We start from the raw sequence: 15,423 nt of genomic DNA on the forward strand, positions 1-15,423 counted from the left end.
CGGACCGGTCGGACGCCGTACTCCCCCGCGTTGTGGCGGGATCCACCGCGCCCGGGGGCGGCACCCTGGGGGCGGTGGCGGGGCGCCATGATCAGGCGTCATCGGGCGGGTAAAGCGACGGGCCGCGGGCCGATGGCGCGCGTAGGGTCGGACTCCGTGACTTCTGCGAAGAGTTCCGAGACGAGTCCCGGTTCCCCGACGACGGCGGGGGCGGGCGCGCGATCCGCGACCGCGCCGGACGCAGCAGGGCGGCGCGCGCACGACGCGGCGTCGAACCCCTTCTTCACGCCGAGCGAACTCCCCTACGGGCTGCCGCCCTTCGCCCGCATCCGGCACGGGCACTTCCTGCCCGCTTTCGAGCGGGGCGTCGACGAGCAACTCGCCGAAGTGGCCGCCATCGGGGCGAGCCCCGACCCGCCGACGTTCGAGAACACCGTGGCGGCGCTGGAGCGCAGCGGTGCGGTGCTGCGGCGGGTGTCCGCGGTGTTCTTCAACAAGGCGAACGCCGACGCGGACCGGGCCACCCAGGAGCTGGAGGCGGAGATCGTGCCGCGGCTGGCCGCCCACGAGGACGCCCTGCTGCTCGATCCGGCCCTCTTCGCCCGGTTGGAGGCGCTCCACGACGGCCGGGGCGGGCTCGGGCTGGACGGGGAGCAGGAGCGGCTGTTGGCGCGGCACCATGGCGCGCGGGTGCGGGCCGGGGCCCGGTTGGCGCCCGCGCAGCAGCAGCGGCTGCGGGAGCTGAACGCGCGGATCGCCACCCTGTGCACGGAGTTCCGGCAGAACCTGCGGGCCGACACCGCGGCGGCCGCGCTGGTGGTGGAGCGCGCCGAGGAGCTGGCCGGGCTGCCCGCGGACGAGGTCGCCGCGGCCGCCGAGAACGCCCGGGCCCTCGGGCACGACGGCGCCTTCGTGTTGAGCCTGCTGAACTTCACCAACCAGCCGCAGCTCGCCGCCCTGGAGGACGCCGCGCTGCGGGAGCGGCTGCTGGCGGCCTCCATGGGGCGCGGCGGCGCCGCCAACGCGGCCGTCGCGGTCACCGTGGCCCGGCTGCGGGCCGAGCGCGCGGCCCTGCTCGGCCACCCCCACCACGCTTCCTGGCAGGTCGCGGACCAGACCGCGGGCACGGCCGGCGCCGTGGAGGAGATGTTCGAGAAGCTGATCGGCCCGGCGGTGGCCCATGCCGAGCGGGAGGGGGCGGCGCTGGCGGCGGCCGCCGGCGTGCCGGAAGTCGGCGCTGCGGACTGGCAGTTCTTCGCCGAGCGGGTGCGCAGGGAGCGCTTCGACCTGGACGCGGCCGCGCTGCGCCCCTATCTGGAGCTGGAGGCGGTCCTACGGGACGGCGTCTTCCATGCCGCGACCCTGGTGTACGGGATCACCTTCACCGAGCGCCGCGATCTGGTCGCGTACCACCCGGACGCCCGGGTCTTCGAGGTGCACGACGCCGACGGCGGCCCCCTGGGCCTGTACCTCGGCGACTTCCACGCCCGGGAGTCCAAGCGCGGCGGCGCCTGGATGAACGAACTCGTCACGCAGTCGCACCTGTTGGGGCAGCGGCCGGTGGTGGTCAACAACCTGAACATCGCCAAACCGGCGGCGGGCGAGCCGGTGCTGCTGAACTGGCACGAGGTCACCACCCTCTTCCACGAGTTCGGGCACGCGCTGCACGGTCTGTTCTCCGACGTGCGCTACCCCTTGGTGGCGGGCACCGAAGTGCCGCGGGACTTCGTGGAGTTCCCGTCACAGGTGAACGAGATGTGGGCGGAGTGGCCCGAGGTGCTGGCCCGGTACGCCCGGCACCACCGCACCGGGGAGCCGATGCCGCCCGAACTGCCGGCCAAGCTGCGGGAGGCGGAGCGCTTCGGTGAGGGCTTCGACAGCGTCGAGCACCTGTCCGCCGCCGTACTGGACTGGGCCTGGCACACCCTGCCGGCCGCGGAACTGCCGGACGCGGACGGCGTGGCGGCGTTCGAGGCGGCCGTGCTGGCGCGGCACGGGCTGGCCCATCCGGCGATCCCGCCGCGCTACCGGACGGGCTACTTCGCGCACGTCTTCGGCGGTGGCTACGCGGCCGGCTACTACGGGTACCGGTGGGCGGAGGTCCTGGACGCGGACACCGTGCGGTGGTTCCGGGAGAACGGCCGGACGGTCCGCGAGAGCGGCGAGGTGTTCCGGCGGGAGTTGCTCAGCCGCGGCAACAGCGTCGACCCGATGGCGGCGTTCCGGGCGGTGGTCGGCCACGATCCGGACTTCGGGCCGCTGTTGGCGCGGCGCGGCGCCGCCGACGCGACGTGATCGAGGGGCGTCGGAGCCCGCACCCGGGGCCTCCGACGCCCGCCGCCGATCCCGCGCCGGCCCGTCCGCTCCGGGTCGGCTACTGCGGTTCGTCGGCCGCCGCCCGCCAGGTGACCGGCTGCGCGCCGTCGCCGCTGCCCTGGAAGGTCAACGAGGCCGGCAGGTCGCCCTTCGGCAGCATGTGGACGGTGCACTCGGTCACCGTGGCGCCTGGCTTGAGCATCTTGTGGGGGACCGCCTCCGGGCAGTGGGGGACGCCGGGGCCGCCGATGTCCAGGAAGACCATCTTCCGGGCCCGCTGCCCGCTGACGCCGGTCAGCGACAGGCTGTCGTTGAGGCTCGGGAGCAGGTCGTGGGTGCCCGTGTTCCGGTAGGCCACCGTCACGAAGTACGGGACGAGCTTCTTCTGGTCCGCGTCCAGGTCGTAGCGGCTCAGATCGGCCGGGGAACCGGTGCGGACGCTCTTCGGGGTGGCCAGGACGGTGGCCGTGCGGCTGTCGCTGTCGGTGGTGACCGCGTCGGCCGGCCGGTGTGCGGGCAGCACCCCGTGCGCGCCCTGGAGTGCGCCGCCGATCTGCCACAGCAGGGTGTCGCCGCCGTCGTCCTTGTAGGAGACGTTGCCCGGCTTCAGCCCCTTGGGGAGCATGAAGATCTGGCACACCGCCGAGGTCTCACCGGCGGCCAACGTGGCCTTCCCGGCCTCCTGGCACTCCGGCGGCAGCCCGTTGCTGGTGGCCAGCGGGTCGGTGCGGAACAACGACAGCTGCTCGCCGGCCTTGCCGTCCACCCCGGTGAGGGAGAAGTTCCGCTCCGGGTACACCTGACTGACCGCGTCCTTGCCGGTGTTGGTGTAGGACACGGTGAGGTAGTACGGGACCATCCCCTTGAGGTCGTCGTCCAAGCGGATGTGCGCGAGGTCCGAGGGGTGTCCCAGGGCCAACCGGGTCGGCTTGAGGCGCAGCGGGCGCGCCTTGTGGTCCGTGCCGGTCCAGGTGGCGGCGCGGGCCGCGGACACCATCGGCAGCGGCTCGGCGGGCGTCACGCGCTCGGCGGTCGCCCCCGGACCCGTCTTGGCGGACGGCCCGCCGCACCCCACGGCCACCAGCGCGAGCACGCTCGCGCCCGCGGCACCAGCCATCCGTCTGCGTACGCGCACCGAAAATCCCCCGTTGCAAAAGTTGGGTGCCGAGCCCACCGGTGCCGTCCGCTTCCTCGCGGACCGGCGGCGGGCTCGAAGTGGTCGCTCCCCGCCGTCCCTTGGGGCCGCCGACCACGACCGGTCCCCTCACGGCCGGAGGGCCGACGACCGGGCCTCCGGGGCGGCCGACCGAAACCGACCGGGCCGTCCGCCACAGTAGCCGGCCGGCGACGCGCCGGCCCCGGCGGGCCCGGCAGGCCCGGCAGCGTTCTGTCAGGCCCGGCAGCGTTCTGTCAGGCCGCCGGCTTCGTCGCCTTCAGGGAATACATCAGCGGAATGCGGGGCCGGTCCTCCGGGAACCGGTAGAAGCCGTCCTCGCCCCGCCGCAGCACGCCGAACCGCTGGAACAGCGTCATGTCGTGCTCGTGCAGGAACGCGATCCGCAACCCGGCCGCCGCCACCGCGCTGACCACCTCCCCCAGGGAGTGCTGCCATTCGACGCTCCTGTTGTGGACCGTCGGCGCCCCGAAGTCCGTGTAACTGCCGGACGTTTCCTCGTCCCACGCCGCGCGGCGGAAGTAGTCGAAGGCGACGCGCGAACCGGTCTCCTCGTCCAGCACGTCGCCCAGCGGGTGGAATTCGGCGAGGTAGAGGAAGCCGCCCGGCGCCACCAACGACGCCGCGGTCTCGGCCCAGCCCACCAGGTCCGGCAGCCAGTTCACCGCACCGATCCCGGTGTAGACGATGTCGTACGCCGGGTCGGGCACCGCCTCCGCCGCGTCGTAGACGTCGGCGGCGACGAAGGCCGCGCGGTCCGGGCCGTAGCCGAGTTCGGCGGCGAGGTCGCGCGCCGTCTCGATGGCGGGTTCGGAGAAGTCCAGGCCGACGACCCGGGCCGCGCCGCGGTGCGCCCACGACAGGGTGTCCTGGCCGAAGTGGCATTGCAGGTGCAGCAGGCTCCGCCCCGTGACGTCGCCGACCTCCGCGGCCTCGAAGTCACGGATCACGTCCCGGGTCCGCAGGAACGTGCCCTGGTCGTAGTAATCGCTGGCGGTGTGGAGGACGACGCGCTCGTCCCACCTCGCGCGATTCACCTCGCGCCAGTCATCGGGTCCCTTCTCTTCTCGCATGGGGCGAAGTTATCCACAGCCTGCTGGCCTCGCCAGCGGAAATTCCACCGCCGGGCGCAGAATGGCCCCATGACTGACGAGACCACAGGCCCCGGCCGCACCCCCGCCGATCCGCCCCCCGCCCACCCCCGTTCCGCCGACGCCACGGCGGACGCGACCGCCGGCATTCCGGCCTGGGAGCAGCGCTTCCGCGCCCCGCGGATCGGGCTGCCGGAGTGGGCGGAGCACGCCCCGGACCACTCCCTGTTCGTCTCGAACGCCACCGGCACCTTCGAGCTGTACGCCTGGGACCGCGCGACCGGCACCCAACGGCAAGCCACCGACCGCCCGCACGGCACGACGGACGGCACGCTCTCGCCGGACGGCCAATGGATCTGGTGGTTCTCCGACACCGACGGCGACGAATTCGGCATCTGGATGCGCCAGCCGTTCACCGGCGGTCCGGACGAGCCGGCCGCGCCGGGCCTCGACCCCTCCTATCCGGGCGGACTGGCGATCAACCGGGACGGCACCGCGGTCATCGGCCGCTCGACGGACGAGGACGGCTCCACCCTCCACGTCGTCCGGCCCGGACAGCCGCCGGTGGAGATCTACCGGCACCGCGAGTCGGCGGGCGTCGGCGACCTCTCCCACGACGGTGCGCTGATCGCCATCGAGCACACCGAGCACGGCGACGCCATGCACTCCGCCATCCGCGTCGTGCGGACCGACGGCTCCACCGTCGCCGAGCTGGACGACACCCACGGCGGTAGCGAGGAGCTGGGCCTGTCGGTGATGGGCTTCGCCCCAGTGGACGGCGACAGCCGGCTGCTCGTCGGGCACCAGCGGCGCGGCCGTTGGGAACCGATGATCTGGGACCCGCTGACGGGCGTGCAGACCGCCCTGGAGATCGACCTGCCCGGCGACGTGGGAGCGGACTGGTACCCCGACGGCTCGGCCCTCCTGATCGAGCACGAGTACCAGGCCCGCAGCGAACTCTGGCGCTACGACCTGACCACCGCCGACGGCACCGGCAGCGCCCTGAGCCGCGTCGACACCCCCGCCGGCACGGTCTCCGGCGCCACCGCCCGCCCCGACGGGACCGTGGAGTTCCTGTGGTCCTCCGCCGCCCAGCCGCCGGAGGTGCGATCGACCAACGGCACGGTGGTCCTGGACCCGCCCGGGATGAAGGCCCCCGGATCGGTCCCCGTCACGGACGTCTGGGTGGACGGACCCGGCGGCCGCATCCACGCACTGATCCAGCAGCCCCCCGGCCCGGGCCCCTTCCCCACCCTCTTCGACGTCCACGGCGGCCCGACGTGGCACGACAGTGACGCCTTCGCCTCGTCACCGGCGGCCTGGGTGGACCACGGCTTCGCGGTCGTCCGCGTCAACTACCGCGGCTCGACCGGCTACGGCCGGGCCTGGACGGACGCGCTCAAACACCGCGTCGGACTGATCGAGCTGGAGGACATCGCCGCCGTGCGCGCGTGGGCGGTCTCCTCCGGCCTCGCGGACCCGGAGCAACTGGTGCTGGCCGGCGGCTCCTGGGGCGGCTACCTCACCCTGCTGGGCCTGGGCACCCAGCCGGACGCCTGGGCACTCGGCCTCGCCGCCGTCCCCGTCGCGGACTACGTCACGGCGTACCACGACGAGATGGAAGCCCTGAAGGCCATGGACCGCACCCTCCTGGGCGGAACCCCCGAAGAAGTCCCCGAACGCTTCGAGGCGTCCTCCCCCCTGACGTACGTCGACGCCGTACAGGCCCCCGTCTACATCTCCGCCGGCGTCAACGACCCCCGCTGCCCGATCCGTCAGGTCGAGAACTACGTCCAACGCCTCGAAGGACGCGACCACCCGCACGAGGTCTACCGCTACGACGCCGGCCACGGCTCCCTCGTCGTCGAGGAACGCATCAAGCAGGTCCGACTCGAACTCGACTTCGCCCGCCGCCACCTGGACGCCGGGGGACGGCTGACTACGGGTGAGGAGCAGGAGGAGAAGAAGAAGGCGACGACCGAGTAGCGATGGTGAGGGGGAGGCGGGGGTGGGTGGGCGGGGGGGGAAGGAAGCCCCCGGGGAGCAGTCGAGCAGTCCCCTACTTGCCCGCCGGGACCTCGTCCCCGGCCGGGACGCCGCCGCCCCCGCCCTCGCCCCCGTCACCATCCGTGCTCTCCTGCGCGCCGGCCACCGTCCCGGACGCCGCCGCGTCCGACGGTGCGTCCGTCACTGCTTCCGACGGTGCGTCCGTCGCTGCGTCCGGTGCCGCGTTCGCCGTCGCCTCGGTCCCCGCGTTCGCCGTCGCCTCGGTCCCCGCGTTCGCCGCCCCGGTGCTCGCACCGTTCGTCGCGCCGTGCGTCGCCCCGTCCGCCTCCTCCGGGAGGATGCCCAGGGCGGCGTCCCTGGCCGCTTCCGCCTCGCGGCGGACCAGCCGGAACCACATGAAGACGACGAAGCCCGCGAAGACGAACCATTCGCCGGTGTACCCGAGGTTCTGGAACGCCTTCATGTCCAGGCCGCTGCCCTCCGCCGCGGCCGGCGGCACGGCGTGCAGCGGGGCCGGCGGGTCGGCGAGGGTGATCCAGGCGTCGTAGACGCCGTACGGCACGAGGTTGACCAGCGACGCCGCGCTGATCATGCCGAGTTGTCCCTTGGGCAGACCGCCGCCGGCCTGCACGCCGGACGTGCCCTCGTTCTCGGACGCCTGGAGCGCTCCGGTGACCGTGACCTCGCCCGCGGGCGGCGCGGGCACCTTCGCCGCGTCGGCCTTGGCGTTCGCGTCGCCGGGGAGCCAGCCGCGGACGACCGGGAGCGCCTTGCCGTCGTCCGTGCGGAGCAGGGTCAGGACGTAGAAGCCCTGCTGGTCACCGTGCTTGCCCTGCAGGGTGCGGTCCGGGACCAGGAGTTGGTGCTCGGTGTCGTAGCGGCCGCGGGCACTGGCCTGCCGGCCGGAGGTGACCTGGTCGACGGGCAGCAGGCTCTGCAACGGTCGGGGAGCCGCGGCCTTGGCGTCGGCGGACCGGTCCTCCTGCTGATGGTGCGAGGCGACCCGGTCGTCGAAGCGGCTCAACTGCCAGCTGCCCATGAAGATGCAGAAGGGGATCGCCAGTACGGCGAAGACGTTGATTCCCCACCACCGCGGGGTCAGCAGGAACCGGTACACCCCACCAACGGTACGGGGCCCGCGTCGCACGGCCGCACCGCCCCCTCCCCTCCGCTGCCGGACCCGCGCGCCCCGGGCCGTACGCCCTCGGCCGCGCCCACGGCCGCAGACCGCTCCCGGGGCATGCCCGCACTCGCCGCGCCGCCATCCGGGCCACGACGCGGACGAGCCGGCGCGCGGGACAGCACACCCGGCAGCACACCGGCCACGCCCCCACACACCACCCACGCCACCGCCCCGTTACGACAGCAACCGACCACGGCAGCCACCGACCACAACACAACACAACCCAGCCAACGCCCGGCACGGCCCGACCACAGCAAAGACCGACCACGCCACAGACCGACCACGCCACAGACCACCCACGGCCTGACCACGGCCCGACCACAGCAGCGACCGCCCGCAACACAGTCCGGCTAAGGCGTAGCCAGTGGTGCCGTGCGGTACACCGTGCCGGCGCACGCGTCCGTGATCTTGACGTCGGCCGCGGTGGGTTCGCCGGCCTCCGGGGTGTGGGTCAGCAGCACACCGCCGGCCGCCGCGCCGCCGTCCCCGGTGCCGCTGTCGCCGCCGGCCTGACCTTCCCCGCCACTGCCGCCACCGCTCGTCGTCGCCGCGGCGGGCGAGTCCCCGGGCGCCTTGGACGGGTCGGGCGTCGGCGACGGGCCCGGGCTGGCGCATCCGGTCGGCCCGCCGCCGGCGGCCGGGATCCAGGCGAACTTGACCTCGTACGCCTGCCCCGGCTTCAGCACCAACTGGTCGGGGGTGGTCGCCGGGTCCGGCAGTCCGGTGGCGTCGTCGCCCGAGGTGTGGTCGACGACGTGGACCTTGTCCTGCTTGGTGGCGCCCTGCGGGGTGAGGTCCACCGTCCCGCCGCCCTGCACGGAGCAAGCGGAATCGGAGGTGTTCACCACCCGGAACGCGCCGTAGACCCGTCCCGAGGAGTCGGCCTGGCCGACCGTGCCGGTGCCCTTGCCGAGTTGATCGCGTCCGCAGACCGGCGAGGTGACGTCCATGGTCGTGTCGGGAGCGGGCGTGCCGGCCCCGACGCCGGCTCCCGCGCCGGGCGTCTCGGTGCCCTTGTCCGCCGTGCCCGGCGGGTGGTCCGTGCCGGGCTTGCCACCGCCTCCGCCGCTCGGGCGGGTGCTGGCCTGTTCGGTGCCCTCGCCGTAACCGCCGTTGGTGTCCTGTTCGGCGCTGCGGCTGCTCGCGGCGTTCGCGGGCCGGTCTCCGGGGGCGTCGCTGAAGCTCGCGACGTGGACCATCGCCGGGATCGCCGTACCGCCGAGCAGCAGTGCCGCGGCCGCGCCGACCACAGCGTGCCGACGTCGTTGGCGACGGGCCGGGACGGCGCGTCGCAGGTGCTCCAGGGCGTCCGGCGCGGGCTCCAGGTCGGCGACGCGGGACTGCAGCCGTCGCCGTAGTTCGTCCTCACCGCCGAAGCCGTCACGCGCCCCGGGGCCGGCTCCGTATCCAGAAGTGGAACGGGAACCGGAACTGGAATTGGAAGCGGAACCAGCGGCTGGCGCCTCGCTCGCCGTCGCGGCGCCGGCCCGGGCAGCCGGATCGCCTGCCGCGCGCGCCTCGAAGTCGTCGTCCCGGCCGTCCTGATGCGCCTCGCCGGCCCCCCGACTGGTTTCTTGTCCCCAGCCGCCACGGGCCTCTCGGGGCTCCCAGGGCTCCCGGGCGTCCCGCCGCTGTCGAGGGTCCCTGTCGCCGCGGTGGCCCCCGTCGTGCCCGGTGTTTCCCCGGCTGGATCCTGCCGCACTCACGCCGGAGCCTCCATGGCGACGCGAAGCGCCGCGATGCCCCGCGAACCGTACGCCTTGACCGAACCGAGCGATATTCCCAACGTCTCCGCGACCTGGGCCTCCGTCATGTCGGCGAAGTACCGGAGCACCAGGACTTCCCGCTGCCGGCGCTGCAACCCGCGCATCGCCTTGATCAGCTCGTCGCGCTCCAGCAGGTCGTAGGCGCCCTCCTCGGCGCTCGCCATGTCGGGCATCGGCTTGGAGAGCAGCTTCAGCCCGAGGATCCGGCGGCGCAGCGCGGAGCGCGAGAGGTTGACGACCGTCTGTCGTAGGTAGGCGAGGGTCTTCTCGGGGTCGCGCACGCGCCCGCGGGCGGAGTGCACGCGGATGAAGGCCTCCTGCACGACGTCCTCGCAGGAGGCGGTGTCGTCGAGCAGGAGCGCGGCGAGTCCGAGGAGGGAGCGGTAGTGCGCGCGGTAGGTCTCGGTGAGGTGGTCGACTGTGGTGCCGGCTGCCATCGCGTCGTCAGTGTCCCCACGCTGCGACGGCAACTGCGCGGGGCGCGCGGCGGACCAGGGGGCGATCACCGGCATGCCCCCGGAAACCCGTGGGCGCTGCGGGCGCACTGCCGCGCCTGCCGCTCCCGCCGGGGCGATGGTGAATCCGAGTACCTCTGCCACGCCTGTTGGACACGCTTCCCCCCAAAAGGGTTGTACGCGCAAGGCACCACTTGTGGCGATGCGTCAAATGCCCTCATGCGCACCAGCTCTTCCCAAACACCCCAATTGCCCCGATACGACCACCTTGACGCGATCGCCCCGCCACCCCAGGGCTCCAGGAGTGGCCCGCGAACGCCACGGGCACCCCCGAGGAGTGACCCGAAAAGACGCCACCCACCGGCCGCCGGTTGCAGCATCGCGGGAAGCGAATGATCGAACAGAACATCAGCCCAGATCAAGTGACTCGGACCAGCACTCCACACACGAAATCTTCACACGTCCCACAAAGTATGTCGCAGGCGGCCGGCCCCTCGCAGCCACTCCCGCCAACTACCGCACCCGCAACGGAATCCCCTGGTCACAGCGCCACCAGCAAATCGCCACCAAAGCGACAAGCGGCCACAATCAACGGGCAACCGGGGCCGGAAAACAAGAAAAGGAAGCCGGCAAAGGGAATCCGAGCACCCCGACCCACGGGCCCGACGCCCAAGATCCAGCAGCCGCCCCCCGAAATCCGAAAGGCACCGGCCGAGAAACCAACGGCCGAGCAATCCACATGAATCGAGCGAACCAAACGAACCAAACGAACCGGGCAAGCCGAACAGATGAAACGGATCACACGAACCAAACAGACGAAGGAGCCCGCGCACCCCAAGGAGACCGAACACCCTGAAGCCCCTGAAGCGCTGAAGCCCCCGAAGCCCCCAGCGAATCAGCCGCCTCCTGAGAGCCGACCGCCCCGCCGCCCCCGGCCCTACCCCCGCATCTCCCCCGCCACCAACTCCCCGATCTGTGCCGCGTTCAACGCCGCGCCCTTGCGCAGGTTGTCGCCGCACACGAAGAGTTCCAGGGCGCGCGGATCGTCCAACGACCGCCGCACCCGCCCCACCCACGTGGGATCGGTCCCCGCCACGTCCGACGGGGTCGGGTACTCGCCCTCCGCCGGGTCGTCGCAGAGCACGACGCCGGGCGCGGCCGCCAGGATCTCGTGCGCACCGGCGACCGTGACCTCGTTCTCGAAGCGCGCGTGCACGGCCATCGAGTGCGCGGTGAGCACCGGAACCTGCACGCAGGTCGCGGTGACCGGCAGTTCCGGCAGCCCCAGCACCTTGCGGGACTCCTCGCGGATCGCCAGTTCCGTCGAGGACCAGCCGTCGGCCTGGAGCGATCCGGCCCACGGCACGACGTTGAGGGCGAGCGGCGCCGGGAACGGCCCGAGGGTGTCGCCGACCGCCCGGCGCACGTCGCCCGGCGCGGCGCCCAGTTCGGTGCCGGCCACCGACGAGAGCTGCGCCCGCAGGGTGTCGACGCCGGCCCGCCCGGCCGCCGACGCGGCCTGGTACGAGGAGACGACCAACTCGCTGAGTCCGTACTCGGCGTGCAGCGCACCGAGGACGACGATCATCGACAGGGTGGTGCAGTGCGGGTTGGCGATGATGCCGCGCGGACGGATCCGCGCCGCGCACCCGTTGACCTCGGGCACGACGAGCGGCACGTCCGGGTCTCCCAGGAACGCGCCCGAATTGTCCACCACGACCGCGCCCTTGGACACCGCGACCGGCGCCCACTGGGCGGCCACCTCGTGCGGCACGTCGAAGACCGCGACGTCGACGCCGTCGAAGGCGTCCTCGCTCACCGCGACGACCTCGACCTCCTCGCCCCGCACGGTCAGCTTGCGGCCGGCCGAGCGGGGTGAGGCGATCAGCCGGATCTCACCCCAGACGTCGGCCCGCTCGGAGAGGATGCCGAGCAGGACGCGGCCGACGGCACCGGTGGCGCCGACGACCGCGAGGTGCGGCTTGGCAGCCGGGCGGGCCCCCGCCCCCGCCGAATCGGCGAAGGACGGGCGGCCTGCCTCGGCCGGAATCATCGCCCGGTGCCGCCGTAGACGACTGCTTCGTCGGTCTCGCTGTCGAGGCCGAAGGCGCTGTGGACCGCCCGGACGGCCTCGTTGACGTCGTCGGCGCGGGTGACGACCGAGATGCGGATCTCGGAGGTCGAGATCAGCTCGATGTTCACGCCCGCGTTCGACAGCGCCTCGAAGAACGCCGCGGTGACGCCGGGGTTGGTCTTCATACCCGCGCCGACCAGCGAGATCTTGGCGATCTGGTCGTCGTAGCGGAGCGAGTCGAAGCCGACCGCGGCCCGGGTCTTCTCCAGCGCGGCGACGGCCTTGCGGCCCTCGGCCTTCGGCAGCGTGAAGGAGATGTCCGTCAGGCCGGTGGAGGCCGCCGACACGTTCTGGACGACCATGTCGATGTTGACCTCGGAGTCGGCGATGGCACGGAAGATCCGCGCGGCCTCGCCCGGCTTGTCCGGGACCCCGACGACCGTGACCTTCGCCTCGGAGGTGTCGTGTGCGACGCCCGAGATGATCGCCTGCTCCATCGGCCTGTCCCCTTGCGGTTCGTTGCTGACCCACGTGCCCTGTAGCCCCGAGAAGGAGGAGCGGACGTGGATCGGGATGTTGTAACGGCGTGCGTACTCCACGCAGCGGTGCAGCAGCACCTTGGATCCGGAACTGGCCAGCTCCAGCATGTCCTCGAAGGAGATCCAGTCGATCTTCCGGGCCTTCTTCACGACCCGCGGGTCGGCGGTGAAGACGCCGTCGACGTCGGTGTAGATCTCGCAGACATCGGCGTTCAGGGCGGCGGCGAGCGCCACCGCGGTGGTGTCCGAACCACCGCGCCCCAGCGTCGTGATGTCCTTCTTGTCCTGGGACACGCCCTGGAATCCGGCGACGATGGCGATGTTGCCCTCGTCCAGGGACGCCTTGATGCGGCCCGGCGTGACGTCGATGATCCGTGCCTTGTTGTGCACGGAGTCAGTGATCACACCGGCCTGGCTACCGGTGAAGGACTGCGCCTCATGGCCGAGGTTTTTGATCGCCATCGCCAACAGGGCCATGGAGATCCGCTCTCCGGCGGTCAGCAGCATGTCGAACTCGCGTCCCGACGGGATCGGGGACACTTCCTGCGCGAGATCGATCAGCTCGTCCGTCGTGTCGCCCATCGCCGAGACCACGACGACAACCTGGTTGCCGTTCTTCTTGGCCTCGACGATTCGCTTGGCAACGCGCTTGATGCCCTCGGCATCCGCAACGGATGAGCCGCCGTACTTCTGCACGACAAGGCCCACGTGCGCTCCTCGCAACTGTCTCTGCGGGAGGGGTTCCCTCCCGGACCCCCGGAAATGGGGGTACTGCGGTCGGCTCAGTCTAACGAGCGGGCGGAATCCGCCCCGCTACTACCACATCGTGAGACACAAAACCCATGCTTCGATCAACTTGCCCACCACGGTTTCGTCCCTGAAGACGTCCGGTGAACGCGTCGAACGCGGTCTGTGAACACCGTGTCCCTCGCCGGTCCAGCGCGGTGCTCCGTCGCACCTGCTCGGCGTGCACCTGCCCGCTTCCACACCGGGCACACGGAAAGGTAAGCCAGGTCACACCGTCGCGACGCTCCGGCGCACGGCGGCGCGGGGCGCCGTCAGACCCGGCGCAGTCCCAGCGGACCGGCGATCTCGGCGGCCATGACCTTGCCGGCCTCCTCGGCGAGCCGCTCCTCGTCCGCGGTGGCGTCGCTGTCGGTGTCCAGGCCGTCGAGTGCGTCCAGCGGCTGGTCGAGGCGGACGTGGGCGACCAGCGACTGCAGCGCCCGGAGGGCGGCCGAGGCGGTCGGGCCCCAGTTGGACAGGTAGGAGAACTGCCACCACCACAGGGCCTCGGTGATGCGGCCGGCCCGGTAGTGCGCCAGCCCGTGCCGCAGGTCGGTGATGACGTCCGCGAGGTCGTCGGAGATCCGGCAGGCCACCGGCTCGCTGCGCGGCACGTACGGGTCGAAGACCTCGGAGTACACGTCCACCGGGTCGAGCAGCACCGCGAACCGCTCGCGCAGCTCGTCCACGTCCGGCTCCGGACCGGTGTCCGGTTCGTACCGCTCGTCCGGGACGATGTCCTCGTGGGCGCCCAGCCGGCCGCCGGTGAGCAGCAGCTGGGAGATCTCCAGCAGGAGGAAGGGCACCGCGCTGTCCGGCTCGTCGCCCTTGGCGACCTCGGTCACCGCCACGATGAAGCTCTCGATCGAGTCGGAGATCGAAACGGCGAAGTCGTCAGGGTTCTGTGTCGTGTCGTGCAGCGTGGCGTCAGACATCGAGAAGTCTCCTCCCTTCGAAGGCCCGCCCGAGCGTGACCTCGTCGGCATACTCCAGATCGCCTCCGACCGGCAGCCCACTGGCCAGTCGCGTCACTCTGAGGCCCATCGGCTTGATCATGCGGGCCAGGTACGTCGCCGTCGCCTCGCCCTCCAGATTCGGGTCGGTGGCCAGGATCAGCTCGGTGACCGTGCCGTCCGCGAGCCTCGCCAGGAGTTCCCGTATCCGCAGGTCGTCGGGGCCGACGCCCTCGATCGGACTGATCGCTCCACCGAGGACGTGGTAGCGGCCGCGGAACTCCCTGGTCCGCTCGATCGCCACGACGTCCTTGGGCTCCTCCACGACGCAGATGACCGCCAGATCGCGCCGCGGGTCCAGGCAGACCCGGCACTGCTCCTCCTGCGCGACGTTGCCGCACACGGAGCAGAACCGGACCTTGGCCTTGACCTCCATCAGCGCGTTCGCGAGCCGGCGGACATCGGTCGGCTCGGCCTGAAGGATGTGGAAGGCGATCCGCTGCGCGCTCTTGGGACCGACGCCGGGCAGCCTGCCCAACTCGTCGATCAGGTCCTGGACCACGCCTTCGTACACGGAACGTCTTCTCTCTCTTCTGCCGTGCTGCGCACGTTAGTTGGCTCCGTACGCTAGTTGGCTACTCCTCAGAAGGGGAGGCCGGGGATGCCGCCGCCTCCGCCGCCCAGCGCCTGGGCGAGCGGGCCGAGCTTCTGCTGCTGGAGCTGCTGCGCCGTGGCGCTGGCGTCGCGGACCGCGGCGAGGACGAGGTCGGCGAGGGTCTCGGCGGTCTCCTCCGCGGAGTCGGTGTCGACCGCCTTCGGGTCGATCACCAGCCCCTTGAGCTCACCGGAACCGGTCACGGTCGCCTTGACCAGGCCACCCCCCGCGGAACCCTCCACGGGCGTCTCCGCCAGCTCCTGCTGGGCGGCCGCGAGATCCTGCTGCATCTTCTGGGCCTGCTGGAGCAGCTGCTGCATATTGGGCTGACCACCGGGGATCACGACATGACTCCTGCCGTACGACAACGTTTGTGCGGTAGCCCGAGCCTACGTGTTTCCCGCGCCCGGCGCCCTACGCCGCA

General features: G+C 72.1%; 13 protein-coding genes. 3 read left to right on the forward strand and 10 right to left on the reverse strand.

Going from position 1 to position 15,423, the window contains the following annotated elements:
- Positions 1-156 precede the first annotated feature (156 nt).
- The gene (locus tag ABD385_RS27500; RefSeq protein ID WP_344581024.1) at positions 157-2,295 is read left to right on the forward strand and encodes a M3 family metallopeptidase; all 2,139 of its coding nucleotides are present in this window, start codon (positions 157-159) and stop codon (positions 2,293-2,295) included.
- A gap of 79 nt (positions 2,296-2,374) precedes the next feature.
- On the opposite strand, the gene ABD385_RS27505 is transcribed toward ABD385_RS27500, so the two are convergent.
- Both ABD385_RS27505 and ABD385_RS27510 read right to left on the reverse strand, forming a co-directional pair.
- Positions 2,375-3,451, reverse strand: coding sequence for a hypothetical protein (locus ABD385_RS27505; protein WP_344581025.1), 1,077 nt, complete (start codon positions 3,449-3,451; stop codon positions 2,375-2,377).
- 275 nt (positions 3,452-3,726) lie between these two features.
- A complete protein-coding gene (locus ABD385_RS27510) occupies positions 3,727-4,563 on the reverse strand; it encodes a class I SAM-dependent methyltransferase (protein ID WP_344581027.1) in 837 nt (278 codons plus the stop codon).
- A gap of 69 nt (positions 4,564-4,632) precedes the next feature.
- Here ABD385_RS27510 and ABD385_RS27515 point away from each other — a divergent pair, with 69 nt between their 5' ends.
- On the forward strand, positions 4,633-6,567 hold the full coding sequence (locus ABD385_RS27515; RefSeq protein WP_344581029.1) for a S9 family peptidase: 1,935 nt from the start codon (positions 4,633-4,635) through the stop codon (positions 6,565-6,567).
- Positions 6,568-6,640: 73 nt separating this feature from the next.
- Here the strand turns inward: ABD385_RS27515 and ABD385_RS27520 are convergent, their stop codons facing one another.
- On the reverse strand, positions 6,641-7,705 hold the full coding sequence (locus ABD385_RS27520; protein WP_344581031.1) for an SURF1 family protein: 1,065 nt from the start codon (positions 7,703-7,705) through the stop codon (positions 6,641-6,643).
- Positions 7,706-8,121: 416 nt separating this feature from the next.
- On the reverse strand, positions 8,122-8,970 hold the full coding sequence (locus ABD385_RS27525) for a hypothetical protein (protein WP_344581033.1): 849 nt from the start codon (positions 8,968-8,970) through the stop codon (positions 8,122-8,124).
- On the opposite strand from ABD385_RS27525, the gene ABD385_RS27530 reads away from it, so the two are divergent.
- A complete protein-coding gene (locus ABD385_RS27530) occupies positions 8,962-9,129 on the forward strand; it encodes a hypothetical protein (protein ID WP_344581035.1) in 168 nt (55 codons plus the stop codon). The genes ABD385_RS27525 and ABD385_RS27530 overlap by 9 nt on opposite strands.
- A 344-nt stretch (positions 9,130-9,473) precedes the next feature.
- On the opposite strand, the gene ABD385_RS27535 is transcribed toward ABD385_RS27530, so the two are convergent.
- From ABD385_RS27535 to ABD385_RS27560, 6 genes are all read right to left on the reverse strand, one after another.
- Positions 9,474-10,136, reverse strand: a complete 663-nt coding sequence (locus ABD385_RS27535; RefSeq protein ID WP_425585487.1) for a SigE family RNA polymerase sigma factor — start codon at positions 10,134-10,136, stop codon at positions 9,474-9,476.
- A 793-nt stretch (positions 10,137-10,929) separates the two neighbouring features.
- Positions 10,930-12,045 carry an aspartate-semialdehyde dehydrogenase gene (locus ABD385_RS27540; protein WP_344581037.1) on the reverse strand — a complete coding sequence of 372 codons (1,116 nt, stop codon included), beginning with the start codon at positions 12,043-12,045 and terminating at the stop codon, positions 10,930-10,932.
- Positions 12,042-13,313, reverse strand: coding sequence for an aspartate kinase (locus ABD385_RS27545; RefSeq protein WP_344581039.1), 1,272 nt, complete (start codon positions 13,311-13,313; stop codon positions 12,042-12,044). The genes ABD385_RS27540 and ABD385_RS27545 overlap by 4 nt, the downstream gene beginning before the upstream one ends.
- 350 nt (positions 13,314-13,663) lie before the next feature.
- Positions 13,664-14,326 carry a DUF5063 domain-containing protein gene (locus tag ABD385_RS27550; protein ID WP_344581040.1) on the reverse strand — a complete coding sequence of 221 codons (663 nt, stop codon included), beginning with the start codon at positions 14,324-14,326 and terminating at the stop codon, positions 13,664-13,666.
- Complete coding sequence (recR, locus tag ABD385_RS27555) at positions 14,319-14,918, reverse strand: recombination mediator RecR (RefSeq protein ID WP_344581041.1); 600 nt, start codon at positions 14,916-14,918, stop codon at positions 14,319-14,321. Before recR ends, ABD385_RS27550 begins: the two co-directional genes overlap by 8 nt.
- A gap of 68 nt (positions 14,919-14,986) precedes the next feature.
- On the reverse strand, positions 14,987-15,343 hold the full coding sequence (locus ABD385_RS27560) for a YbaB/EbfC family nucleoid-associated protein (RefSeq protein WP_344581042.1): 357 nt from the start codon (positions 15,341-15,343) through the stop codon (positions 14,987-14,989).
- Positions 15,344-15,423 lie beyond the last annotated feature (80 nt).

Source organism: Streptomyces lunalinharesii, assembly GCF_039532155.1.
Taxonomy (GTDB): domain Bacteria; phylum Actinomycetota; class Actinomycetes; order Streptomycetales; family Streptomycetaceae; genus Streptomyces; species Streptomyces lunalinharesii.